Below are 23,981 nucleotides of genomic sequence, written 5' to 3'. Positions count from 1 at the left end.
TCAATTTTTTGGAAGTATAATTTTGGACGAAGGAATGGCGCGAGTTGTGTCTAACATTTTAATCATATCAGCTTCGCCTTGTTCCATCGGTATTTTTTCTTTGCGCAATATTTCTTGAAATTGTGCTTCTAAAGATTGCAATCCTTTGTTTACATTTGGAATAATAGCAATGACTTTATCCGCTGGAATTTTATCTAGATTTATGTATAAATCCAACTGATGCAACTGCGTAACAATAATCGAAATCCTACTTTTTACCTGCGGATTATTGAATTGTTCTGGAATATTATTATTCAAATTTTCGGCTTTCTTTGAAAGTGCAATTGCTTTTTTACGGAATGCGTTGATCGAAGATTTCGGTTTCTCTTCAATTTCTCTAGAAAAATCATTCCATTGGGGCCAAATTTTCAAAATAGATTCTACTTCGGTTGTAGAAGAATTCACATTAAAACTCCAAGCTTTGTCGATTTTTTCAAAAATCACTTCTGACTTCTCTATATTTTTCAGTCGTTCTTTTTCACGAATAACATCCTCATCTTGACATGAAAAGAGTACAAACGAGGATAATAAAAAGGCAATAAATTTGAAATTCATTCGGGAAAATTTAGAATACAAAGTTAAAGAGGTTATCTCAAATAGTGGTTATATATTGTGAATTATTAACTATTTGTGGTTTAGATTTTTGTTTGCGAAAACGTTATATTTGCCGTAGAAAATTAACACACCTACTATGTCAACTAAAATATTAATTATTGGAGCTTGTGGTCAAATTGGGACGGAGCTTACGCAAAAACTTCGTCAAGCTTACGGTACTGAAAATGTAATCGCTTCAGACATTAGAAAGTTAAATACGGATGTTGTCACTTCAGGTCCTTTTGAAGTAGTCAACGCGTTGGATTATAACCAAATTGAAAGTTTAATTGAAAAGCACCAGATTGATGAGGTGTATTTAATGGCTGCTTTACTTTCGGCAACTGCTGAAAAAAATCCTGCATTTGCTTGGGATTTGAATATGAACAGCTTATTTCACGTTTTAAATTTGGCAAAAGCTGGAAAAATAAAAAAGATATTTTGGCCTTCATCAATAGCTGTTTTTGGACCCACGACACCAAAAGAGCAAACGCCACAATACACCATTATGGAACCATCTACCGTTTACGGAATCAGTAAACAGTCTGGTGAAAGATGGTGTGAATATTACCATAATATTTATGGTGTTGACGTGAGAAGTATTCGTTATCCAGGTTTGATTAGTTGGTCCTCGCCTCCAGGTGGTGGAACAACGGATTATGCTGTTGATATTTATTACAAAGCTTTGGAAGACAAAAAATACGAGTGTTTTTTATCGGAAGAAACGAAAATGCCGATGATGTATATGGACGATGCAATTAAAGCCACAATCGGGATCATGCAAGCGCCAAGTGAAAATGTCAAAATTCGTTCGTCTTATAATTTAGCTGCGATGAGTTTTACTCCTAAAGTAATTGCTGCTGAAATCAAGAAACATATTCCTGAATTTGAAATTACGTATGCTCCAGATTTCAGACAGAAAATCGCGGATAGTTGGCCAGCGAGTATAGATGATTCTGCCGCAAGAGCAGATTGGGGTTGGAGTCATGAATTTGATTTAGAAAAAATGACAACGGATATGCTCAATCATCTTTCGAAAAAATAAGAATAAAAAAAATGCCATTCAGAAATAAATTTGAATGGCATTTTAATTTTGTAGTATTTGTTATTCTTGAACGATTGGAGCTCTTAAAGATTCTAAAACTGCAACTACTTCACCAATAATTTTTTGGTCAGTAACGCCATTTTTAGCAGCAGCCATTCCAACGTAGCCAATGAATTTTGTCATTTCTGCATCGTTTACTTTTTTACCCATTCTTGGATTTTTCGCTGGATCGTGCGTTGTAACCATATCCAATCCCGAATAAGTATTGGTTGCAGCACCACCTGTTGCAACAGAAAAGATGTCAGTTAAGTTTTTGCTCAATCGAGCCACATTTGTAGCATTCATGTCAGGTCCAAAAACCTCGCTAGCCAATGGTGCGAAATGCGCTCCAAAGTTACCTGGTTTGTCCTGAACAATATCAGCAACAATAAGAACAATAGTTGTATCCACTACTGAACGGAAGCTCAAACGTCCTTGCTCAATTTTTTTAGAGGAGTCGTTAGGGTCAGTTACCATTTTAGTTCCACCTAATTTCTGGTAAAGCGTTAATTCTACTGGCGCTTTGGTTTCTTCGGTATCGTCACAAGAAGTGAAGAATGCACTAGAACCAATGATCAATGCACAAAGTGCGATTTTTGAAAACTTAGTCATAATAAAAGTATTTATAGTTAATTAAAAATTCGTTGGATTCCTCTTGAAAACTTGTAGCTAAAACTGTTTTTGTCCATCACGGGACAAACTTCGTTTGAAGCAATTTCTTTTGGTACTACAAAACGTGCTGCTTTGTATTTGCCTTTTGCCATAAACTGGTTGTAGACTTGCTCAGAATTTACCACATTCATGTCGTGGTAAAAGACCACTACTTTTTTATCAGCAAATACGGAAGGATTTTTCACACCTGTAATTGATTTTAAATCGCGGTTGATTTCTTTTGCCATCAAGCTATCTATAGGCTCTTCGAAGTTAATCCGACTAATTTGTAGGGTTGCGTTGTCATATACCGTTGGCTTTACCGTTGCGATATGCACCACTAAAACAATAGACAATAGAAGTACAATTCCGAGAACACTTCCAACTGCTATTTTGATTTTTTTATTGATTTTCATAATCTATATATTATCGAGGTTACTTTTTGTTTTATAGACTAATGTACGTTGTGATTAAAGCCTTGGATTTATAATATTTTGCATTAATGTTATTTTTGAACTATTTATATTAAATTTAAATAAGTTCAACGCCGGAAACCATCTTGAAAGGATATCAAGATGGTATCGAAATAGTTCGAAAATTATGAAATGATTATTAGTAAACTAGTTTATAGGGAAGCTAGCTATTACACAAATTAAAGAGGTAATTATGCTATTTATTTTTTTAATTTTTTAATTAAGAGATTGTCTGAATTAGCTTTCAACTTGATGACTTCATTAGAAAATTCATTGGGAATGCTGATAGAAAGAACATAATGTGCGATTTTCCACTTCTTTTTTACTTTAATTAAAACACCTGAACCGCGGCAAATTTTCATTTGTGTATCTAGAAGTTCATCAAACCACGCTGTTTTTTTATCGGCAGAAAAATAGATGTTTCGTTGTAAAGGATTAAAATTCCATGCTTTTCCTTTATCGAAATGAGGTTTTGCATATTTTTTAAATTCTGTTTTGTTCCAATTTTCTGTAGCATCTGTTCCGATGAAAATGGCATCGTCCGACATCAATCCGAAGTACGCATCAAAGTTAGCTTCTGCAGCGGCTTTGTGCCAAGCATCAACGACGGTTGAAATGATTTCTTTTTCAGCAGCATTACTTTGGGCTTGACCAAAACTCGTAAAAAATAATACAGGAAATAACAAGAAGGAAAGTTTCATAATTTTACTTATATTCAGAAGTGCTTCTGTAAAAGTAGTAAATTTATAAACTGAAAAATAAGATAAAATGAGAAACAAAATACATTTCATATTCATTATTAGTGCGCTTTTATGCAGTTGTCTGTTTTTGACGAATTGTAAAAATAAGCAGCCAAAAGTTTTAGCAGAACTTGAGTTGAAATTAGACCAACCTGATCCTGAATTAAAACCTTTTGACAGTACTTTAATTGAACCTTTCTTCAAGAAGTATCCTGAATTGGCAATTTATAAAGAAGAGGTTTTAGCTGTTTATAGAAATCATACGTTTAACTATCTCTGGCACGACAGCAAAGGCAGAAAAGAAACGGCTGATGTGCTTTATAACCGTGTTAACTCTATTGCCGAAGAGGGAATCATGCAGGCTATTCCTTATAAAAAAGAGTTTGACCTAAAGCTTCAAGAAAGTGCAGCGACAAATTTAAGTAGTGAATTACTATTGACTTCTTACTATTTTTTCTACACTGACAAAGTTTTAGCAGGAATCGATCAGAAAAAAAGAGAAGATATGGGTTGGTTTTTAAAGCGGGAACGAACTTCTTATGTTTCGTACCTCGACACTTTATTGGCAAATCCTGGTTTGGTTAACAAGGAAACGCAGCTTAACAAGCAATATTACTTGCTAAAAAATGCTTTAGAAGAATACCGGGAATTAGCTAAAAATGGCGGTTGGGATTCGATTCAAATTCCGGAGAAATTTAAAACATTGAAAGTAAAAGATAGTTCGGAACTGATTTTGAAAATTCGGAAAAGATTGGTTATTACGGGCGATTTGAAAGAAGATTCAGGAAGTGCCATTTTTGACGAAAGTCTTATTGAAGGTATTTCAAATTTTCAGAAAAGACATGGTTTTGTTGTGGACAAAGCGATTGGAAAATTAACACTTGGAGCGATGAACGTATCGGTAGAAGACCGGATTAAAACGATTATGATCAATATGGAGCGTTGTCGATGGATTTCGCCCAATATTTCAAAAGACAAAGAATATGTGGTGGTGAATATTCCGGCTTATAAGTTGATTTATATTAAAGACGATAAAGTGGCTTTAGAATCAAACGTAGTTGTAGGAACTACAATGCATCAGACGGTTATTTTTAGTGGTAAGATAAAGTACATTGTTTTTAGTCCGTATTGGAATATTCCGCAAAGTATCATTAAGAATGAAGTTTTACCTGGAATTGAGAAAAATAGCAATTATTTAGAAAATCACAATATGGAGTGGAACAATGGTTTGGTACGGCAAAAGCCAGGAGCTCGTAATTCACTGGGATTGGTAAAGTTTTTATTTCCAAATAGCAATAATATTTACCTGCACGATACGCCTTCTAAAAGTTTATTTCAGCGAGACAGTCGGGCTTTTAGTCACGGTTGCATTCGTGTGGAGAAGCCGAAAGAATTGGCACAAGTAATTTTAGAAAATGATTCGAAATGGAATTCAGAAAAGATTGATTTAGCCATGAATAAAGGAGAAGAAACTTGGTATACGATTAAGAACGAAATTCCAGTTTACATTGGCTATTTTACGGCTTGGACAGACAGAGATGGTAAAGTTAATTTCTATCATGATGTTTACAAGAGAGATTCACAATTGGCCACTCTGTTAACAGAGAAAGAGTGAAATTAAACATAACTATTTATGAACATAAAAAAAGGCTATCAAATTAATGATAGCCTTTTCTTTACTTAATATTTTCGAGAATGATTACTCGATGAAGAAATTATCTAAATGCATTTCATATGCTGCAGATTTTCCAACTTTCAAAGCAAAAATATCATTTCCAGCTGTAGTGTTGATTGCTACATCAGCAATATTCAAAGTCACTTTAACCCAGTTGTTATTGGTATTAATAATTCCTAAGTATTGATTTGTACCATTTCCAGAAGCTTGTATTTCTGTTGATTTTTGTAAAGTTACTGCAGTAGTTGCTAAATCACCAAGGTTAAATACATCGTATCCAGTTGTAGAACGGTACACATTTAAAGATAACGATTTCGCTCCAGTACCTCTAACGTAGAATGTAATTTTTGTAGCGTTTGCAGGAATTCCTGCTGGAGCAGAAACTGTAAATACGTAATCATTACCTGCTGGAGTTCCGCTGATTTTTAGTGAATTTCCACCTTCAATTCCAGTTCCTGTACTTTGAGTTGCATATTCTTTAACTCCAAAACTGTTTACGCCAGCTAAGAATGCAGCATAATCTTCAAAATCTCCACCTGCAAATAATAATGAACCATTTGATGGATCTGTAGGGTCGGTTGGATCTGTAGGGTCAGTCGGGTCAGTTGGATCTGTAGGATCAGTTGGATCACCACCAATACGTGGCTCTGTTAATCTAATGTCAGAAGCATAACGAGCTACAAACTGGTAATCAGAATTAAATTTAGTTAAGATACCTCTGATTCTTCCGCTGTTTGGTGAAACTGGTTTTGCAGCATATTCTGCATATTGACCTGTTCTGAAAATTAAAGTAGCTCCACTTGCATTTGTAATGATGTGGTTTGTTTCTCCACCTATCACATTTGTTGCGTTGTAATAGTTTTGACCTAATTCGCTATCTGCAAACTGAACGTCCGTTAATTCCACTAATTTACCAAGATTGGTGTCGTTGATTTGAGCTAAAGTAATTTCTTTTACTAAATTCTCTTCAGATACTATTTCACATGCTCTTACGACTGCTTTTTTGTAATCTGTTGTTGCAATTTGTCCAACGTTACCGTTATAAAGTGCTCCAATTTGTAAAATACCATTTCTCTTTTGAATGTATAAACCTTTCAATTTTACAAAAACTTTTCTTCCTACTGCGTAATCAGTAAAAGTTTTTGCTTGGTTGATTGCTACACTAAATCCAATTTCTCCGTCAAGAGAATTCATGTAAACTACTTTGTAAAAGTTTCCGCCTTTATCACTAGAAACTACATGTCCTTCAATAGCGTCATCTGCTTCATATAAGGTTGCAACTGGAGTTGCTAGAGTAACGATTTGTTGAACCGTCTTCATTGTTGAAGTTATTACGGGCTCATTGCATTCCAAATTTGGAACTGAATAATCGTCGTCATTTACACAACTTGTAAAAAGAGCTGCTGATAATGCTACGAAAAAGATTGATTTTAAAAAATTTGTTTTCATATGATAATTTTTATTTTATTAGAAGTTATAGTACAGGTTTAAGAAATAAGTTCTTCCATAACCGTAGAAATATTTAGGTCCAAATGAACGAGCTGGTCCTACCATATCTTGCGCAAGTTGTTCGAAGTTTGCATTTCTTGCTTGTTCAAAACCACCTGTTTTATACGTTTTATCTAATACATTATTAATACTTGCAAAGAATCCGATTGTATTTCTGTTTTTATTACTTGTTCTCCAAGATTTACCACCTACTAAGTTAAGCAAAGTAACGGGGTCGAATTTCTCTTGTTTCAACAATTCTCTTCCTGCTTCTTCTGATGCTCCAGCAAATGGGAAACCATCTGGGTCATTTGAATTTTTAAAGAAGTTGTCTGTTCTCAATAAGGGAGAAATATCTAAATAGTTATCAGCAAGATAATTTGCGTTAGCACCAATCCACCAGTATTTAGGATCTCTGTATTCTATTCCAACTGCATATGCTTGTTGAGGCATTCCTGGTTGTTTGTAATCTTTCATCGTAGCACGACCGTAATTAACTACAGATCTATTAGTATCTACGTTTAATTTTACATTTGGGTCGCTTGCATACGTATATTGTCCGTAAGCTGCAGAAGCGGTACCTTTGATAGTTGAAGTAAATTGGTATTCAATTCCAAATTCTCCACCCATATTTTGCTTGGTTAAACCAGTTACGATTTCTGCTACGAAAGCATTTCCGTTTCCACTAACTAATTCATTAGTTGTTTCGTCAATGATTCCAATTCCTTCCGCAAAATAGAATGCGATATCAGTTAAATCACTAATTCTTGAAAAATAACCGGTAATTTTTGCTTTTAATTTTGGTGTTCTCAAGATATAACTTGCGTCAGCACTTACAATTGATTCGCTTTTTAAATCAGGAACGATGTTACTGTTTAAACGGACATTTGGAAATGTGTTTCTCATCGTTGGTGCTTTTGTCATGTAAGCTCCGTTGAAATCTAAGTAATGACGTCCTGTGATTTTGTACGTCAAACCTCCTTTGAAACCGAAGTTTTCAAAAATAGCTTTAGCACTTTTTCCTTTAGAAGTTGCCGCATAGTTTCCATTTTGGTACAAACCTTCTCTTTGATACTGACTTCTTGAAAAAGATTGCGCTAAATAGAAATCAACTTTGTTGTAACTGAATTTAAATTGTGTAAATGCATCTACAACATCAGCATGAAGAATGTAACGGTATCCAAATTTATCTCCAACACCAACTTGACGGTCTGGATTAGCTAAATCAGATTGTTCTCTTCCGCCACCTTTTTGCAATAAAAAAGTATCAATGTCTAAATAAGACTGACCACCTAATAAATCTAAAACGTGCTGGTAATTTTCTGACTGTAATTTACGGTAGTTTGCACCAGCGTTAAAAACGATATTATCAGACAATTGAGAAGCTAATAATGTATTAGCAGTCCATTGTTTGTCGTCTGTTCTGTCTTCATAAAGAATAGTCAAACTCTGTCCGTCTAATTGTTCTGAATTATATCGGTAGATGTCATCCCAGTCAATTTGTTTGTTAGCTAAAAACTCAGTTCGGTTTTTCTCTGCTGCAAGAATGTTTTCGGGCGTATTTCCTAAATATTCACCACTTGCATTATCATGGAATGTAGAGAAGTAACTTGGTAAATTTCTGTAGTAAGTTGGATCCGGGTTTCTAGCACCATTATAATCAAAACGACTATTTCCGATGGAACCAAACTGGTAAGCAACGTTTGTATTTAAGTTTGTTTTCTCAGAAATTTTCCAGTAGTGACTTAAGATGAATAAAGGCTCTTCAACATCTTTGTCTCTAGAGTTTCTTTTTTTACCATCTTGCCATCCCCAGTATGAGTTGTATTTAACACCTGCTAAGTCGTTAATTTCATCACTGTTTGGTGAATTTTTTCCTCGACTGTTTTGTGCATAAATCGCAGTAATATTTAAACTGTGGTTGTCGTTGATTCTTTTTTCAACGGAAGCAAAAAATGAATTTGCAGCATAATCTGTTCCTTCAAAATAACCTTCTTTTGCCCAACGTCTTGAAGCTGAAATTACGTAAGCCCAACCATTTTTATCCATACCAGAAGCATGAGTAGCCATCGTTCTCCAATTGTAATTTGTGTTTGTTCCAGAAAAAGATATTCTTGAACCTGGACGGTAAATAGAAGCTCTAGTGTTGATTTCTTGCGTTCCTAAAGCACCACCAAAAGTGTAGGCAGATGGAGTAGAACCCATTGTAAATTCTTGATTTCTAGTCGCGTCGTTAAGACCTCCCCAGTTTGCGTATTGTGGACGACCGTCAGAAACTTTGTCCATAGAAATACCATTAATCATCGTTTTACCGTATTCATTATCTAAACCTCTGATTCTGAATCGGGCTTGACCCCAATTAAAAGCAGCTGCTTGCTGAAATACGTCACGAGTTGCTTGAAGCAAACCAGCCGTACTTTCTGAACCACTGTTGTCATCGCCTAAATCGTTCTCAGTAATCGTAATAAGGCTCATTTGTTGTTCAGAAGTAATATCTTCTTCAAACATAATGGTACCCAAGTCCAGTACACTTCCTTCAGTTACTGCAATCGAAAGCAATTGTCTCGCATAGCCTGCACTGCTAATTTCTAATAGTTGTTCGCCAACTGCTACTTTTTCAAAAACAAAAACACCATTTTGATTCGTCAAAGCGGTAAATGTTGTGTTTTGAATCGTTGCCACTACATTTTCCAATGGTCTTTGCGTCTTTGAATCAACAACTGTCCCAGTGACGCCCGAAGTTTTGTCTTGTGACCAAGCAAAAACAACTTGCAGCACAAAAAACATACTAATTACAAGTTTTTTCATAAATAAATTTAAATTAATCCTGTTTTGTTAAAATAATGTTTTCTTAACGGCTACAAAGTTACATTTTAAATTAAATATAACTACTTTTGTAGCCAACTTTCTGTTAAAGTTGACATTAAATTAATATTACAAATCTATGAATTTTAAAAAATCAGTCTTTTTATTTTTATTTCTAGCAGCGGGAATTTTAAATTCTCAAGCTCAGGAGAAAAAATTTAAGATACATACGGTAGCGTTTTATAACGTTGAAAATTTGTTTGACACCATAAATCAAGCAAACTATGATGAGGAATATTTGCCACAGAACGGATGGACTTCAAGAAAGTATAAGCAAAAAATTCATAATCTAGCACGAGTAATCGTTGGTATCGGGACAAACGACCAACAAAAAGAATCGCCTACCATATTAGGAGTATGTGAGGTTGAAAACAAAGGAGTGTTAGAAGATTTAGTAAAAGATCCACAAATTGCATCAAAAGACTACGGAATTGTACATTTTGAGTCGCCAGACAAGCGTGGAATTGATGTAGGTTTTTTGTATCAGAAAAAATTCTTTAAACCAACCAGTTATATAAATGTACCTTTATATATATATCGTAATGAAGTAGATACTGCAAAGAAAGAGGAAAAGGATGCGGAAGATGCTGATAAACCAAATGTAAATTACGACGCAACTAGTAAAAGAGTGTATACACGAGATCAATTATTAGTGACTGGTTTATTAGATGGTGAAGAAGTTCATTTCATTGTAAATCACTGGCCGTCTCGTTCTGGCGGTGAAAAAAGAAGCAGTCCGTACCGTGAAGCGGCAGGAAGATTGAACAGAAAAATTATGGACTCGTTGTTCAAAATCAACCCAAATGCGAAGATCATTACTATGGGAGATTTAAACGACGGAACATATAATAAAAGTGTGAAGGAAGGAATTGGGGCCAAATTAAAAAAATCAGAAGTTAAAAAGGGTGGAATTTATAACCCATTTGAGCAAATGGCCAAAGATGGTAACGCTACTTTATTTTATAGAGACTCGGGTGATATTTTTGACCAAATGATGGTTAGCGAACCCTACATCAGAAATGATTTTTCAGGATGGCAATATTGGAAGGCAGGAATTTATAACAAGCAATTTCTAATTCAGACTTCAGGACAGTATAAAGGATATCCGTTGCGGAATTCTCCAAGTGAACCGGGATTTAGTGATCACTTTCCAGTGTATATCTACTTGATTAAGGAAATGAAATAAGATAAGATTTAAAAGGTTGGTTTATGCCAACCTTTTTTATTTTCGTAAATTAGCTAAAAAAAATAAAGATGGCTATTGCAAAACCCTTCAACTTGACCAAATGGATCGACGAAAACCGTCATCTATTAAAACCTCCTGTAGGAAATAAAAACATCTACATTGATTCTGAGGATTACATTGTAATGATTGTTGCCGGTCCAAATGCACGAAAAGATTATCATTTCAATGAAACCGAAGAATTGTTTTATCAAATAGAAGGTTCCATAACTATTTACGTTCAAGACGAAGGCAAGAAAGTCGCTATGCAATTAAATGCCGGTGATATGTATTTGCATCCCGCAAAAACGCCTCATTCTCCTGCACGAACTGAAAATTCAATTGGTTTGGTAATTGAAAAGAAACGCGAAGGTCAAAACTTAAAAGACGGCTTACTTTGGTTCTGCGAAAATTGCAACCATAAATTATATGAAGTCTATTTTGAATTGAAAGACATTGAAGAAGATTTCTTGCCTCACTTTAAACATTTCTATAATTCAGAAGAATTACGAACTTGCGATAATTGTGGAACGGTGATGGAAGCTGATCCTAAGTTTTCAGATAAGAAATAAATTTTTTTGTGAATGGTAATTTGTAAGGTCGTATGTGGGAAAACTTTTCAAAAGAAGTAGAAGGTACGTTTGTAAAAGCGTTCACATGGCATTCTGCAAAAACAGAAGTAGATTATAAAGGGGTAAAGATCATTTTTGATAATTATCGATTATGGTCAGGAAAGTTTAGTAAGAATATGACGAGAATAGTACTTCCTTATTATTCAACTCAAAATTTCACATTCGATATTACTCAAAACAATCTTGCCGACAAATTAAAAAAACTTTTTGGCAGTCAAGATATTAAAATTGGTACAGCTGATTTTGATAAAAAGTTTGTTGTCAAAAGTAACGATGGGCAAAAAGCGATAACTATACTTCAAAATTCAACAATTAGAAGCTTGATTGAAAAAGAGAAAAAATTGCATATTTTAGTTTCGATCAAAAAGGGAATATGGGAAGCGGATTTGCCCATAAATCATTATGAGCTCTCTTTTTACGATGATGGCGAAATTAGAGACATTGAGAGATTAAAGGAGTTATTAAAACTATTTAAAGCGCTAGCAGATACTTTTATAGATTTGAAAGTCATTCAGTTCCAAAATCCTTAGCTTTCTTTTTCTTTTGTAATAGATCAAATAAATTACAGTTAACTCTTTTGCCAAAAACATATTTATGTTGGCGAATATCTATCAGAATCGCTAACTTCGCATAAAATAGTACAAATTTCAGAAAATACGTTATAAATGACAACAATTGCAAATCAATTTGGCATGAAAGAAGCCTTAGAAAAATTAGGCATTAATGCTGAAAATCAAGGAACATCAACAGGAAACGAATGGTTTTCAAACGGAGAAATGATTGAAAGTTATTCTCCAGTTGACGGTCAATTAATTGGAAAAGTAAAAACAACTACGGCTGCAGATTACGAAAAAGTAATGCAAGCGGCAACATCAGCGTTCAAAACATTTAGAACAATGCCAGCTCCACAAAGAGGGGAAATTGTACGTCAGTTTGGAAACAAATTAAGAGAATTAAAGGAACCATTAGGAAAATTAGTTTCTTATGAAATGGGTAAATCTTTGCAAGAAGGTTACGGAGAAGTACAGGAAATGATTGACATCTGTGATTTCGCAGTGGGATTATCTCGTCAATTGAACGGGCAAACAATTCCATCAGAACGTCCAGGTCACGTAATGCGTGAACAATGGCATTCGCTTGGAGTGGTAGGAATTATCTCTGCATTCAACTTTCCAGTGGCAGTTTGGGCTTGGAATACTACACTAGCATGGATTTGCGGTGATGTTTGTGTTTGGAAAGCTTCAGAAAAAGCACCGTTGTGTTCAGTAGCTTGTCAAAATATTATTGCGGGAATCTTAAAAGAAAATAACTTACCAGAAGGAATTTCTTCAATCATCAACGGTGATTATAAAGTAGGAGAAATGATGACTAAAGACACTCGAATTCCTTTAATTTCTGCTACAGGTTCTACTAGAATGGGTAGAATTGTAGGAGTTACAGTAGCAGAGCGTTTCGGAAAATCATTATTAGAGTTAGGTGGAAACAACGCAATTATCATTACGCCAACTGCAGATTTAAAAGTAGTTGTTCCAGGTGCTGTTTTTGGTGCTGTTGGAACGGCTGGACAAAGATGTACTTCTACAAGACGTTTGATCATTCACGAATCCGTTTACGATAAAGTGAGAGATGCAATCGTTGGCGCTTACGGACAATTGACTATTGGAAATCCTTTAGATCAGAAAAATCACATTGGACCATTAATTGACAAAGATTCTGTAAACACTTATTTAGCTGCTATTGAAAAAGCAAAAGCGGAAGGCGGAAAAATGTTAGTGCAAGGTGGCGTACTTTCTGGCGAAGGTTTCGAAAGTGGTTGTTACGTAAAACCAGCAATTATTGAAGCTGAAAATCATTTCGCAATTGTGCAACACGAAACTTTTGCACCTATTTTATATTTAATGAAATACAGTGGTGAAGTGGAGAACGCAATTGATTTGCAAAATGGCGTTGCACAAGGTTTATCCTCTGCAATTATGACCAATAACTTGAAAGAAGCAGAAAAATTCTTGTCTTTCTCAGGTTCAGATTGTGGAATCGCTAACGTAAATATCGGAACTTCTGGTGCTGAAATTGGTGGTGCTTTTGGTGGTGAAAAAGAAACAGGTGGTGGACGTGAATCTGGCTCTGATGCTTGGAAAGTATATATGAGAAGACAAACAAATACAGTTAACTACTCAGATGAATTGCCTTTGGCACAAGGAATAAAATTTGACTTGTAAAATTTGAAATTTCTATAAAATTAAAAAGACTTATCCATTTGGGTAAGTCTTTTTTTATGTCTTAATGGTTTTTTTTCGTTTTGAAATAAGATAGAATCCTAGAATGATTGCTAAGCTTAAGAATATAAGAACATTTGAGTCCAATGGCAAGCCAGGTGGAGTATCTGGGCCACCACCAGGAGCACCTGGTCCATTAGGTGGCGGAGGATTTATAGTTGAGTCAACGGCGAATGCAGCGTTTAAATTAAAAGTAGCAATCGCTATTAAAAAAATAAGTCGTTTAAAATTCAATTTCATAGTTGGTAAAAATATATAAAATTTTCATCAGAAAAAAATTATATCTCTTTATTGTTGATTTTGTAACAGTTAAGGTACTTCAACGGACTTTAAGTTCACTTCATCGGACAACACATCAAAAATAAGCTCTCAATTGAACACTTCCAGTATGAATCACCTTACTTGTTTCGCTCTTTCTTCCTTGATAATTCAAATTTATGTCTAGAAACTGCGTCAAATTCTTTTGAACGAGCAATCGCCACGTCAAATTCTCTCCCACTTGCAAACCTTCTAGCATTTGATAAGCAACTGGGGATAATTCACTGCCTTTAAATTTATTTTGAAATAAAGAAACTTCACCATTCATCGTAAATTGCTTTTTTCCAGAATAAGTAAATGAACTTCCAAAACGGTTTTGTTGCAGAAACGCGGCTGTTCCAATGGTATTGTCTTTCTTTTGGTATTCATAGAAAATATCCCAACTCGTGCTTTTAGAAAATAAATAGGTCAATTTAGGAGCAATTTGGAACCCATCAATTTTATAATTCTTCGAAGCATAATTTTCAGATTCTAAAGAAGTAGATATGGTTTTTCCTGATACACTTAAAAGCCAACTTTTAGCATATAAATGTAAATACTGCAACTGATGTGAATTGTTTTTATTCTCTTGAGAACCAACAGATAATAGGTTTTTTGTTCGACTGTTTAAATAAGTATAAGTAAAGGAATGCTTTTGCTTTCCGCGATTGTAAAACAAACTGTTTCTAAAATTAGTATTCAGTCCCAATAGATCTTGGTCACTATTGGAAAATGGATTTAAGTCAAAATTACTTCCGTTTCGTGCAATTTTTCGTTCCGTTAAGTACGAAGTTTGATTATAGAAATAAGATAATAATTTTTTAAAACCGGATTCATTTTGCCACTGGATCGGATTTAAAGTCACGGATTGCGAAAATTTGTTTTGATGCGTTCGAGCGAAAACTTGATTCGGTAAAAATACCCGAAGATATTTCGCTTGGTCCGGAAAAGGAGCTACTTCAAACTCTTCTAATTCCTGAATTCCATTCTGATTATAGTCGTTCCAAGTATAAACACCTTGTCCCGGTTCAACTTCGAGATACGTAAATTCTTGTTGCGCGATCGTTCCCGACGTGTTTTCATAAGCTGTGGAAAGTTGGATAAGTTGATCAAAGAAACGGGTATTATACAGAACACGTGAATTTAGAGAAGGTTCTGTTTCTCTAGATTTATCTTCAAAAAACAAAGTTCTATAATTGACGTAAACAGCTAAATCTGTTTTTTCGTTCTGAATTAATTTGGATTTTAAATAATAGGAATGAGACGTATTTACCTTTTGTAAAAGACCATTTTGCAGACTATCGTTCACGCGGTTTCGGTATCCAATTTCAGCATAGACTTTCGTCGAATCGCCTCGACCTATAAATGCTCCATATTCTGTAAATCTTTGGCTTAAAGCCGAAAGTAAATTCGTTGATTTTAATTTTTCCTGATTGTTTTCGATCCGAAGCGAGCTTCCAATCCAGTTTTTGTCCCAATTGTATTTTACCTTGGTGCTGTTTCTTAAAAATTCAGAGGAAGAAAGTGTTCCATCACTTTTGAGATAGCTTCCATTGTTTTGAATGCTCCAATTTTTAAGATTGAAAAAAGCATCCACAACATGTCGGTTTCCAGAAAATGATTCGCTGAAATTTAGATTTTCAAATTGGTACGTGAAAATTCCTTTTTCAGGCAATTGAAAAGTAAGTCCAGAAATCAGCAAACTTTGATTCCCAATCGGATTCGTTAAGTTCCAATCTCGGTCAAATTCAATTGTAAAAAGGCGTTCAATCGTTCTAAATTCTTTCTGTATAAATTGATAATTCGAGAAGAAATCTACATTCCACTTTTTTGAAAATAAGCGTTGTTTGAAGTTGATTTTTCCTGCAAGTCCTTGATTGTCGCCATCATCTTTTCCAGAAAATAAATTTAAATCATTATTGCTTAAACCTATTTCAAAGTCGACATTCGTTTTTTCAGAAGGATTAAATTTTCCCATCACAGTTGCAATTTGAATTTTTGTTGGCGAAACTAAACGAATAATCGGTTCGTAATTTCCTTGCTTAATTCCATTTATGGGTGCGACATATTCGTAAATTTTTCCAACAGCAGAAGCATTCGTTAAAATGTAATTTCCTTCATTTTCGGGTAGCAAACTGAATTTGACATTGTACAACTCGTCTTCCTTGTTGTTTGAAAACACAAAAATTTCAACGCCATTTAAAATTGATTTTTTATACAAAATTTTATTTTCAGAATAGGAATCTATGTAAGCCGAAGGAGCAGTCATCAAATCCGGATTGTCACCAGCACCGACTAAAATTTGTGCTTGTTCCGCCGAAAGGTTTTGTTGTAACGGTTGGTTTTTCACATCATTTTCAGAATACAAATAACCGCCAATACTCCATTTCTCCGTTTCATGGTTTGCACCTGCATACGTAACGAATCGGGTGTAATTTCGATCTGAATATTGGTATTCAATGTTAATTCTCATTTCAGAAGTAATCGGAAAAAGCGAAGTAAAAGTCACTTCTCCCGCATTGTAATCGATGGTATAATCATTGCTTTCGCCTCGTTTGAGCAAAACACCGTTCACGTAAACATTTTCAGAACCTGAAATCACTAAAACATACAATTCGTTATTCGGTCCTCGAAGTTTGTAAGGACCTTGATTTCCTTCTTGACCCACAAAAACACTTTTGGTATATTGACCACGAACCAAAGCAGCTGCGGCAAAAATATTGGTTTTAGAGTCTTCAGTTCCAAATTGAAAATTTGTCGAAATTCCCTGAACTTTCTTATTGAAATTTAAAAATTTAGAGGTTCGGTTTTCTAGGAATAAATCGCCAGCTCGAACACTCCAGTTTTTGGCGAAAAGCTCAATAAATATTTGGTCAAATTCATCTAATTTTTGCGAATAACCTCCTTCTTGCAACGGAATATTAGTGTCTTGAATGGAAGCCCGAAGACTGACTTTGTCGGAAATCTTTCCTGTAATTTGCAAATCTAAACTTGAATTGACAACCGCGTTTTGATTATTTCCAACGGTTATTCCACGTGTGATACTTCCAGAAGTGGACAAACCGTCAAAAGGAACAAACTTATTTTTGTCTTCCTGATCCACTTTAAAAAGTGATCCATTTTCATTAGAAACGACTCGCTTTTTATCGTAAATACTGTATTCTTGGGTTAAAAATTTAGGCAATTCAAAATAACGAATCGTCAAAGTATCTGTTGAAATGTAATTTGAATTGAAAACTAATGTGGATTTTTGAAAATTAATTTTGTAGAAACTGGTATCAATAACTTGCTTGTTTCTGTCCAAAATTTTAAAAAAAGTAGGGTTTATGCTGACAGAATCGATATAAATGGTGTCGCGCGAAACGGTTGTTTTCTTTGTTTTATACAGCGACTGAATTTCTTGGGCACGAAGTCCTGAAAAACAAATCAGTAGCAAACAAATAAAAACTTTTTTGATCATAGAATGTATAACGCCAAGACTTCAAAAGTAGTGTGTTTTGATTAGATTACCGCATTGGACGAAAGTTGCATTTATGAATTCATTTCTTTCGTAACCAATTGAAGTGTTTCCCTACTTATTTGTTTCAACAAAACCGATTTGTTTTTTTCAATTTCAGTTTTTGCTTTTTCATCAAAATGCCGAATCGTATATAACGATACATTCTCATTGTAAGAAACTTTAAATTTCTTAGACAAAATTGCTTTCAAAGCATCAAAATTCCCGTATTTATCTTCAATACAAACTGAAAAACTGATGGCCGAATTTTGAATCAAACTGACTTTCATTTTAAATTCATGCAGTAATTTAAAAATCTCGCTGATGTTTTCTTCCATGATAAAAGAAAAATCGATGGACGAAAGAGATAATAATAATTGATCTCTTTTTACAATAAAACAGGGAAGTAGCGGTTCTAAATCGGCTCCTTTTGAAACGGTCGTACCAGGTAAAACAGGATTGATAAACGATTTTACCAAAAGTGGAATTTCCTTTCTTTGCAAAGGTTGCAAAGTTTTTGGGTGAATAACAGTCGCGCCATAAAAAGCCAACTCAATTGCTTCTCTGTATGAAATATGATTCAGTAAAGTTGCATTTTCAAAATACCTCGGATCGGCATTCATTACTCCTGGAACATCTTTCCAAATCGTCACGCTTTCTGCATTCAAACAATAGGCAAAAATCGCTGCCGAATAATCTGAACCTTCTCGTCCTAAAGTGGTGGTAAAATTATTTTCGTCCGATCCAATAAATCCTTGTGTGATATTCAACACCTTTTTCTGAATGCCATTTGAGATGTTTTTTTGAGTTACTTCCCAATTTACACTAGCATCACGGTAATTGCTGTCGGTTTTAATGAAATTTCGGACGTCAATCCAATTGTTTTGAATGTTTTGACTTGTGAAATAATGACTCAAAATAGTGCTCGAAAGCAATTCGCCATAACTTACCATTTGGTCGTAGACAAAACTATAATTGGGCGATTTATTGTGATTCAAAAAATGATCTAATTCTCCAAATAAATGGTTGACCTGTTTGAAAACGGGATGGTTTTCTGTGTCAAATAAATCCATAATGATTTCATAATGGTATTTTTTGACTTCTTGAACGGAAGCTTGAAGCGATTTTGCTTGATCAAAGTAATCTTTTATGACAACTTCAATCGCGTTCGTCGTTTTTCCCATAGCGGAAACGATGATCAAAACGTCGTCGTAACCTACTTTCTGTAATACGTCGTATACATTTCGAACGCCATTTGCATCTTTTATTGAAGCACCACCAAACTTAAATACCCTCATTATTAGTACTGTTTTTTGACCTGAATTAAAACAAATAATTTATTGAAAATCTGCGATAATTGGTAAAATCTGTGTAAAATCCTCTAAATTATTTTCTTTCTAAAAATGCACTCAATCCTTTTTCGTCCATTTGTGCGACAAGCCAATCTTTAAAGACAACAGCGCCAGTTTTTTCGTAAAAAGAAATGGCGGGCGTGTTCCAGTCTAAAACGTTCCATTCTACACGACGGACATTTTGCTTTTTGGCTTCTTCCATCACGGCTTGGTACAATTGCATTCCGATTCCAGAACCTCGAGATTGTTCAGAAACGATCAAATCTTCCAAGTGAATCGTTTTCCCTTTCCACGTTGAAAACCGATTGTAAAATAAAGCAATTCCTGGGATTTCGCCGTCTACTTCTGCTACTAAAATTTGGAACAAAGGATGTAAACCAAATCCATCACGTTCTAAATCCGAAACCGTAACTTGAACGGCATCAGGTTGTTTTTCAAAAACGGCTAATTCCTGAATTAATTCTAAAACGCGAGGCATATCTTCAATTCTTCCTTTTCTGATGTTCATTTTTTAAAGTTTTCACAAATATACGAATCGGATAAACTATCCAATAAAAAGTCTTCAATTTTCACAAAATAAACGATATTTGCAAGATATAACTACAACGATTTCGACATGGAAAAACGCAACCAGACTTTAGGGGAATTTATTATTGAAAAACAAACTGATTTTAAATACTCTTCTGGAGAATTATCTCGAATCATCAACTCGATTCGATTAGCGGCAAAAGTCGTAAATTATAAAGTAAATAAAGCCGGACTTGTAGACATTATTGGAGCCGCTGGTGAACAAAATATTCAAGGTGAAGACCAGCAAAAACTGGATGTATACGCCAATGAGGTTTTTATTCAAAATTTAATCAACAGAGAAATTGTATGCGGAATTGCTTCTGAAGAAAACGATGATTTTATCACCGTTCAAGGAAGCGACAACAGTCATAATAACAAATATGTGGTTTTGATGGATCCGTTAGATGGGTCTTCAAATATTGATGTGAATGTTTCTGTAGGAACTATTTTTTCGGTTTATAGAAGGGTAACGCCAATTGGGTCGCCGGTTACGCTTGAAGATTTCTTACAACCTGGAATCAATCAAGTTGCCGCTGGTTACGTAATTTACGGAACGTCTACGATGATTGTTTATACAACGGGTCATGGCGTTAATGGTTTTACTTTGAATCCTGCGATTGGAACTTTTTACCTTTCACATCCAAACATGACATTCAAAAGAGATGGAAATATTTACAGTGTAAATGAAGGAAATTACACGCATTTTCCACAAGGAGTAAAAGATTACATCAAATATTGCCAGACGGAAGAAGAAGACCGACCTTATACTTCGCGTTACATTGGAAGTTTAGTTTCCGATATTCACAGAAATATGATTAAAGGTGGAATTTATATTTATCCAACAAGTTCAAAAGCACCAAAAGGAAAGTTAAGATTGCTTTATGAATGTAATCCAATGGCTTTTATTGCGGAACAAGCCGGAGGGAAAGCATCAGATGGTTTAAATAGAATTATGGAAATTGTGCCAACAGAATTACATCAACGTGTGCCGTTTTTCTGCGGAAGCTATAATATGGTAGAAAAAGCGGAAGAATTTATGCACAAAGCGACGTTGAGCAAATATTAGAGAAAGCGTAAAAAGTAGAGTACAAAGAGCATAGAAAATAGATGCAAAAAACCCATTTAAATTTAATTTTAAATGGGTTTTTTTATGATCTAAAACAGATGTTCTTATCTATTCATGTTTTGCATTTCGAATAAAAACGTATCTAAGTCGACGTTTAATACCAATAAAGACAATGATTTGTCAACGATATAGTCCACGTTTCCTGGCGTAAATCCAAGTGCTAAAGCAAAACGTGCTAAAATTTCTTTTTGGCGTGGTCCTAAAATATGGTCTGCATAAACCATTCGCGATAAATCGTACAAACGCTCTAAACGGTGAATGTGCAAATACGGAGGATTGACCGGATATTTCATTGGATTTTCTAAAATTTCAGCATATTCTTCTTGTGAAATTTCCAATTCCGTAGCTAATTTGTCTAAAAACAAACGCTCTTCTTCGCTCAAGTGTCCATTTTCCATTGCAACTCTAACAATAGAAGCAAAATGACCCTTATTTCTGTTCTTAAATCCGCTATCAAATAATTCTGCAAATGACATAATGGTGGTTTTTATTTATTGTGCAAATATATATCTATTTTGAAATTTATAGACTTCAATTTTGAAAGTTTTATACAAAAGCAACTTCTTTATTTTTATGCTGTACCTTTTCGTCTTGTTTAAAAATTAATTGTAAGTTTGAATTGCCCAAATTTCATTTTAAATAGTTCCTTTTATGTCAGAATTTATGCTGTATGTGCAAATAGGTTGGAAGCACGTTTTAGATCTCAGAGCCTATGATCACATTCTTTTTTTAGCCGCATTAGTCATTCCGTATCATTTTAAAGATTGGAAAAAGATTCTTACTTTGGTTTCGGTTTTTACATTAGGACATACTTTAGCGTTAGTATTAGCCGTTTTTGAAATGGTCAAAATTAATGTCAATTTAGTAGAATTTTTAATTCCAGTAACCATTTTATGTACCGCTGTTTACAATTTATTCAATGCCGGAAAAGGAAGTGGAAAATCAACCATAACCGTTCCCGCTTTCATCACCTTATTTTTTGGGATTATTCACGGGCTTGGCTTTTCTAATTATTTCAATTCCATCTTAGCAGGTTCGCCAAGTGACAAGCTTTTGCCTTTATTAGAATTTGCCTTAGGAATTGAATTTGCACAATTAGCAGTGGTCGGAACAGTACTGATTTTATCATTCTTAATTCAGTTTTTTGTAAGAAATTCTAAACGAAATTGGGTTTTAATTGCTTCTTCAATTATTATAGGTGTGATTATACCGATGTTAATTGAAAGTGAAATTTGGAAAAAATAATTATTATAGAAAATTTGTTCCTTATTTTTACAGCTATTTTACTTTAAAAATCCATTGATGAATCCCGAGAAATTAACGCGTTACGATAAAGCCTACCTTAAGATTGCAAAAGAATGGGGTTCGCTGTCTTATTGTGAACGTCGAAAAGTGGGTGCGATAATTGTAAAAGACCGAATGATCATTTCGGACGGTTACAACGGAACGCCATCTGGATTTGACAATTGTTGTGAAGATGAAAATGGCGTCACTCGATGGGACGTTTTGCATGCAGAAGCAAATGCAATTTTAAAAGTGGCCGGTTCCACACAGTCTTGTCAAGGTGCTACTTTATACATTACACTTTCGCCCTGTAAAGATTGCAGCAAATTAATTCATCAATCCGGAATCAAACGCGTTGTTTATTTAAAAGGATACCGCGACGATTCAGGGTTAGCATTTTTGGCCAAAGCCGGAGTAGAAGTGATTCACATTCCCGAATTAGAGGATTAAATCCAAATGAAAAAACAACAAAAATACGTTCCTATTTATTTATTTGCCGCTTTGGCTTTTGGTGTTGTACTTGGAACAATGCTAAATTTTCCTGTTACCAATTTTTCATCAGCTAAAAATCCAACGAACAAACTGAACCAACTGATCAACTTAATCGACACAGAATATGTTGATGCTGTCAATACGGATTCGATCGTGGATTTAGCGGTTAATGATATTTTAGAACAACTTGATCCCCATTCTGTTTACATTGCAAAAGAGGAGTTAGAAGGCGTAACGCAAAGTATGAAAGGCGATTTCGTAGGAATAGGAATTAATTTTTACATGCACAAAGACACCTTGTCGGTTGTGAATGTTGTTGAAAATGGTCCTTCGGAACGAGCCGGATTAAAGTCAGGTGATAAGATTTTATTTGCCGATAAAACCAAATTATTCGGCCGAAAATTACCAACAGACAGTTTGTTTGCAAAACTAAAAGGAGATATTGGATCGGAAGTAGAATTGACAATTTTTAGGAAAATTTCAAATAAAAAACTTAATGTTACCGTGACTCGCGATGTCGTGCCTATAAAAAGTGTTGACGTTGGTTTAATGGTCGACAAAAAAGTGGGATACATAAAAATCAACCGTTTTTCTGAAACCACGTACGACGAATTTCACAAGGAATTGCAATTGTTGAAAAAGCAAAATGCACAAACGATCATCGTGGATTTACGCAACAATGGTGGTGGCTATTTAGAAAAAGCAGTTGAAATTGCCGACGAATTTTTGCCCAAAGGCGAACTAATTGTCTTCACTAAAAACAGAAAAGGCCGTGTTGATAAAACATTTGCAACTGCCAAAGGTGATTTTGAAAAAGGGAAATTAATTGTGTTGATTAATGAGAATTCAGCTTCTGCGAGTGAAATTTTAGCCGGTGCGATTCAAGACAACGACCGTGGAATTATTATGGGACGTCGTTCTTTTGGAAAAGGCTTGGTGCAACGAGAGATGAATTTTGGCGATGGTTCTGCAGTTCGCTTGACGATTGCTCGGTATTATACGCCAACGGGTCGCTCCATTCAAAAGTCGTATAAAAATGGAAGTGAAGATTACAATAAAGAATTTGGACATCGCTTTGAAAACGGCGAATTGTATTCAAAAGACAGCATTAAAATCGCGGATACGATTCAGTTTAAAACGCCAAAAGGCAAAATTGTTTACGGCGGTGGTGGAATTGTTCCTGATGTATTTATACCCTTGCAGGTAGAACATGGCGACGAAGGTATTGCTTATTTTATGCAGTCACCTTATGTGGGGAATTTTGTTTTTGAACAATTGGATAAAAACAGAAAACAGTACAGCGGTATGACTTTTAAAGAATTTACCGCAAAAAATTTATATTCTGAAACCAATTTCAATGCATTCAAAAAACATTTTTCTCAAAGCGATTTTGGCGATTTAGGATTGTCTGAAAAATTTAACCAGAATAAACAACTTATTCAACGTTACATTGCAGCAGAATTTGCGCAACAATTGTACGGTTCAAAATACTACTTTGAAGTACTTTTGCCTTACGATGCGATGGTTAAGGAGGTTTTGAAAGAAGAAAAGTAAATGATTTTAGATCCTTATCTAATGAAAATTTTGAATCGAATCTCTTTAGGAAAGGAACTTTTGCTAAAGTAAAA

General features: G+C 34.7%; 21 protein-coding genes. 11 read left to right on the top strand and 10 right to left on the bottom strand.

What is annotated here, in order from left to right; all coding sequences use genetic code 11:
• Positions 1-594, bottom strand: a complete 594-nt coding sequence (locus YWA_RS0112720) for a hypothetical protein (protein ID WP_022828894.1) — start codon at positions 592-594, stop codon at positions 1-3.
• A gap of 136 nt (positions 595-730) precedes the next feature.
• Between YWA_RS0112720 and YWA_RS0112715 the strand changes: the two genes are divergently transcribed.
• Complete coding sequence (locus YWA_RS0112715) at positions 731-1,675, top strand: L-threonine 3-dehydrogenase (RefSeq protein ID WP_022828893.1); 945 nt, start codon at positions 731-733, stop codon at positions 1,673-1,675.
• 60 nt (positions 1,676-1,735) lie between these two features.
• On the opposite strand, the gene YWA_RS0112710 is transcribed toward YWA_RS0112715, so the two are convergent.
• From YWA_RS0112710 to YWA_RS0112700, 3 genes are all read right to left on the bottom strand, one after another.
• Positions 1,736-2,326 (bottom strand): globin family protein, encoded by a 591-nt coding sequence (locus tag YWA_RS0112710; protein ID WP_022828892.1) that lies wholly within the window; start codon positions 2,324-2,326, stop codon positions 1,736-1,738.
• A gap of 17 nt (positions 2,327-2,343) precedes the next feature.
• Entirely contained in the window at positions 2,344-2,781 is a 438-nt protein-coding gene (locus tag YWA_RS0112705) for a hypothetical protein (protein ID WP_022828891.1), read from the bottom strand.
• A 257-nt stretch (positions 2,782-3,038) separates the two neighbouring features.
• A complete protein-coding gene (locus YWA_RS0112700; protein ID WP_026718795.1) occupies positions 3,039-3,539 on the bottom strand; it encodes a nuclear transport factor 2 family protein in 501 nt (166 codons plus the stop codon).
• A 67-nt stretch (positions 3,540-3,606) separates the two neighbouring features.
• Here YWA_RS0112700 and YWA_RS0112695 point away from each other — a divergent pair, with 67 nt between their 5' ends.
• Positions 3,607-5,193 (top strand): L,D-transpeptidase family protein, encoded by a 1,587-nt coding sequence (locus tag YWA_RS0112695; RefSeq protein ID WP_022828889.1) that lies wholly within the window; start codon positions 3,607-3,609, stop codon positions 5,191-5,193.
• Positions 5,194-5,277: 84 nt separating this feature from the next.
• On the opposite strand, the gene YWA_RS15460 is transcribed toward YWA_RS0112695, so the two are convergent.
• Complete coding sequence (locus YWA_RS15460; RefSeq protein ID WP_022828888.1) at positions 5,278-6,702, bottom strand: DUF5689 domain-containing protein; 1,425 nt, start codon at positions 6,700-6,702, stop codon at positions 5,278-5,280.
• A gap of 18 nt (positions 6,703-6,720) precedes the next feature.
• The gene (locus tag YWA_RS0112685; RefSeq protein WP_022828887.1) at positions 6,721-9,549 is read right to left on the bottom strand and encodes a carboxypeptidase-like regulatory domain-containing protein; all 2,829 of its coding nucleotides are present in this window, start codon (positions 9,547-9,549) and stop codon (positions 6,721-6,723) included.
• 136 nt (positions 9,550-9,685) lie between these two features.
• Here YWA_RS0112685 and YWA_RS0112680 point away from each other — a divergent pair, with 136 nt between their 5' ends.
• The 5 genes from YWA_RS0112680 to YWA_RS0112655 all read left to right on the top strand — a co-directional run bounded on the left by YWA_RS0112680 (position 9,686) and on the right by YWA_RS0112655 (position 13,995).
• Positions 9,686-10,792, top strand: coding sequence for an endonuclease/exonuclease/phosphatase family protein (locus tag YWA_RS0112680; RefSeq protein ID WP_022828886.1), 1,107 nt, complete (start codon positions 9,686-9,688; stop codon positions 10,790-10,792).
• A gap of 68 nt (positions 10,793-10,860) precedes the next feature.
• Positions 10,861-11,400, top strand: a complete 540-nt coding sequence (locus YWA_RS0112675; RefSeq protein ID WP_022828885.1) for a 3-hydroxyanthranilate 3,4-dioxygenase — start codon at positions 10,861-10,863, stop codon at positions 11,398-11,400.
• A 32-nt stretch (positions 11,401-11,432) separates the two neighbouring features.
• The gene (locus YWA_RS0112670; RefSeq protein WP_022828884.1) at positions 11,433-11,990 is read left to right on the top strand and encodes a DUF3137 domain-containing protein; all 558 of its coding nucleotides are present in this window, start codon (positions 11,433-11,435) and stop codon (positions 11,988-11,990) included.
• Positions 11,991-12,125: 135 nt separating this feature from the next.
• A complete protein-coding gene (gene amaB / locus YWA_RS0112660) occupies positions 12,126-13,679 on the top strand; it encodes an L-piperidine-6-carboxylate dehydrogenase (RefSeq protein WP_022828882.1) in 1,554 nt (517 codons plus the stop codon).
• A gap of 103 nt (positions 13,680-13,782) precedes the next feature.
• Positions 13,783-13,995, top strand: a complete 213-nt coding sequence (locus tag YWA_RS0112655; protein WP_022828881.1) for a hypothetical protein — start codon at positions 13,783-13,785, stop codon at positions 13,993-13,995.
• Positions 13,996-14,091: 96 nt separating this feature from the next.
• Here the strand turns inward: YWA_RS0112655 and YWA_RS0112650 are convergent, their stop codons facing one another.
• From YWA_RS0112650 to YWA_RS0112640, 3 genes are all read right to left on the bottom strand, one after another.
• Positions 14,092-17,493 carry a hypothetical protein gene (locus tag YWA_RS0112650; protein ID WP_022828880.1) on the bottom strand — a complete coding sequence of 1,134 codons (3,402 nt, stop codon included), beginning with the start codon at positions 17,491-17,493 and terminating at the stop codon, positions 14,092-14,094.
• A 71-nt stretch (positions 17,494-17,564) separates the two neighbouring features.
• Positions 17,565-18,827: an aspartate kinase gene (locus YWA_RS0112645; protein ID WP_022828879.1), complete on the bottom strand. Its 1,263-nt coding sequence runs from the start codon at positions 18,825-18,827 to the stop codon at positions 17,565-17,567.
• An 88-nt stretch (positions 18,828-18,915) separates the two neighbouring features.
• Positions 18,916-19,389: a GNAT family N-acetyltransferase gene (locus tag YWA_RS0112640; protein ID WP_022828878.1), complete on the bottom strand. Its 474-nt coding sequence runs from the start codon at positions 19,387-19,389 to the stop codon at positions 18,916-18,918.
• Positions 19,390-19,497: 108 nt separating this feature from the next.
• Between YWA_RS0112640 and fbp the strand changes: the two genes are divergently transcribed.
• Complete coding sequence (fbp, locus tag YWA_RS0112635) at positions 19,498-20,517, top strand: class 1 fructose-bisphosphatase (RefSeq protein ID WP_022828877.1); 1,020 nt, start codon at positions 19,498-19,500, stop codon at positions 20,515-20,517.
• A 104-nt stretch (positions 20,518-20,621) separates the two neighbouring features.
• On the opposite strand, the gene YWA_RS0112630 is transcribed toward fbp, so the two are convergent.
• Entirely contained in the window at positions 20,622-21,053 is a 432-nt protein-coding gene (locus YWA_RS0112630) for a tellurite resistance TerB family protein (RefSeq protein WP_022828876.1), read from the bottom strand.
• A gap of 175 nt (positions 21,054-21,228) precedes the next feature.
• Here YWA_RS0112630 and YWA_RS0112625 point away from each other — a divergent pair, with 175 nt between their 5' ends.
• From YWA_RS0112625 to YWA_RS0112615, 3 genes are read left to right on the top strand one after another with little or no spacing between them, the layout of a single operon-like run.
• Positions 21,229-21,822, top strand: coding sequence for a HupE/UreJ family protein (locus tag YWA_RS0112625; protein WP_022828875.1), 594 nt, complete (start codon positions 21,229-21,231; stop codon positions 21,820-21,822).
• 57 nt (positions 21,823-21,879) lie between these two features.
• The gene (locus YWA_RS0112620) at positions 21,880-22,311 is read left to right on the top strand and encodes a deoxycytidylate deaminase (RefSeq protein ID WP_022828874.1); all 432 of its coding nucleotides are present in this window, start codon (positions 21,880-21,882) and stop codon (positions 22,309-22,311) included.
• A gap of 6 nt (positions 22,312-22,317) precedes the next feature.
• Complete coding sequence (locus YWA_RS0112615; RefSeq protein ID WP_022828873.1) at positions 22,318-23,907, top strand: S41 family peptidase; 1,590 nt, start codon at positions 22,318-22,320, stop codon at positions 23,905-23,907.
• The last annotated feature ends 74 nt before the right edge of the window (positions 23,908-23,981 follow it).

It is taken from the genome of Flavobacterium antarcticum DSM 19726 (assembly GCF_000419685.1).
In the GTDB taxonomy this organism is placed as follows: domain Bacteria; phylum Bacteroidota; class Bacteroidia; order Flavobacteriales; family Flavobacteriaceae; genus Flavobacterium; species Flavobacterium antarcticum.
The sequence above is the reverse complement of the archived record's forward strand: the minus strand, read 5'-3'. Positions and strand labels throughout refer to the sequence as shown.

Bases quoted from the DNA above. Each gene is read 5' to 3' on its own strand.
- YWA_RS0112615 (WP_022828873.1), top strand. From the start codon at position 22,318: ATGAAAAAACAACAAAAATACGTTCCTATTTATTTATTTGCCGCTTTG.
- YWA_RS0112655 (WP_022828881.1), top strand. From the start codon at position 13,783: ATGATTGCTAAGCTTAAGAATATAAGAACATTTGAGTCCAATGGCAAG.
- YWA_RS0112675 (WP_022828885.1), top strand. From the start codon at position 10,861: ATGGCTATTGCAAAACCCTTCAACTTGACCAAATGGATCGACGAAAAC.
- fbp (WP_022828877.1), top strand. From the start codon at position 19,498: ATGGAAAAACGCAACCAGACTTTAGGGGAATTTATTATTGAAAAACAA.
- YWA_RS0112705 (WP_022828891.1), bottom strand. From the start codon at position 2,781: ATGAAAATCAATAAAAAAATCAAAATAGCAGTTGGAAGTGTTCTCGGA.
- YWA_RS0112685 (WP_022828887.1), bottom strand. From the start codon at position 9,549: ATGAAAAAACTTGTAATTAGTATGTTTTTTGTGCTGCAAGTTGTTTTT.
- YWA_RS0112695 (WP_022828889.1), top strand. From the start codon at position 3,607: ATGAGAAACAAAATACATTTCATATTCATTATTAGTGCGCTTTTATGC.
- YWA_RS0112715 (WP_022828893.1), top strand. From the start codon at position 731: ATGTCAACTAAAATATTAATTATTGGAGCTTGTGGTCAAATTGGGACG.
- YWA_RS0112650 (WP_022828880.1), bottom strand. From the start codon at position 17,493: ATGATCAAAAAAGTTTTTATTTGTTTGCTACTGATTTGTTTTTCAGGA.
- YWA_RS0112630 (WP_022828876.1), bottom strand. From the start codon at position 21,053: ATGTCATTTGCAGAATTATTTGATAGCGGATTTAAGAACAGAAATAAG.
- YWA_RS0112680 (WP_022828886.1), top strand. From the start codon at position 9,686: ATGAATTTTAAAAAATCAGTCTTTTTATTTTTATTTCTAGCAGCGGGA.
- YWA_RS0112720 (WP_022828894.1), bottom strand. From the start codon at position 594: ATGAATTTCAAATTTATTGCCTTTTTATTATCCTCGTTTGTACTCTTT.
- YWA_RS0112645 (WP_022828879.1), bottom strand. From the start codon at position 18,827: ATGAGGGTATTTAAGTTTGGTGGTGCTTCAATAAAAGATGCAAATGGC.
- YWA_RS0112640 (WP_022828878.1), bottom strand. From the start codon at position 19,389: ATGAACATCAGAAAAGGAAGAATTGAAGATATGCCTCGCGTTTTAGAA.
- YWA_RS0112670 (WP_022828884.1), top strand. From the start codon at position 11,433: ATGTGGGAAAACTTTTCAAAAGAAGTAGAAGGTACGTTTGTAAAAGCG.
- YWA_RS15460 (WP_022828888.1), bottom strand. From the start codon at position 6,702: ATGAAAACAAATTTTTTAAAATCAATCTTTTTCGTAGCATTATCAGCA.
- YWA_RS0112710 (WP_022828892.1), bottom strand. From the start codon at position 2,326: ATGACTAAGTTTTCAAAAATCGCACTTTGTGCATTGATCATTGGTTCT.
- amaB (WP_022828882.1), top strand. From the start codon at position 12,126: ATGACAACAATTGCAAATCAATTTGGCATGAAAGAAGCCTTAGAAAAA.
- YWA_RS0112625 (WP_022828875.1), top strand. From the start codon at position 21,229: ATGTCAGAATTTATGCTGTATGTGCAAATAGGTTGGAAGCACGTTTTA.
- YWA_RS0112700 (WP_026718795.1), bottom strand. From the start codon at position 3,539: ATGAAACTTTCCTTCTTGTTATTTCCTGTATTATTTTTTACGAGTTTT.
- YWA_RS0112620 (WP_022828874.1), top strand. From the start codon at position 21,880: ATGAATCCCGAGAAATTAACGCGTTACGATAAAGCCTACCTTAAGATT.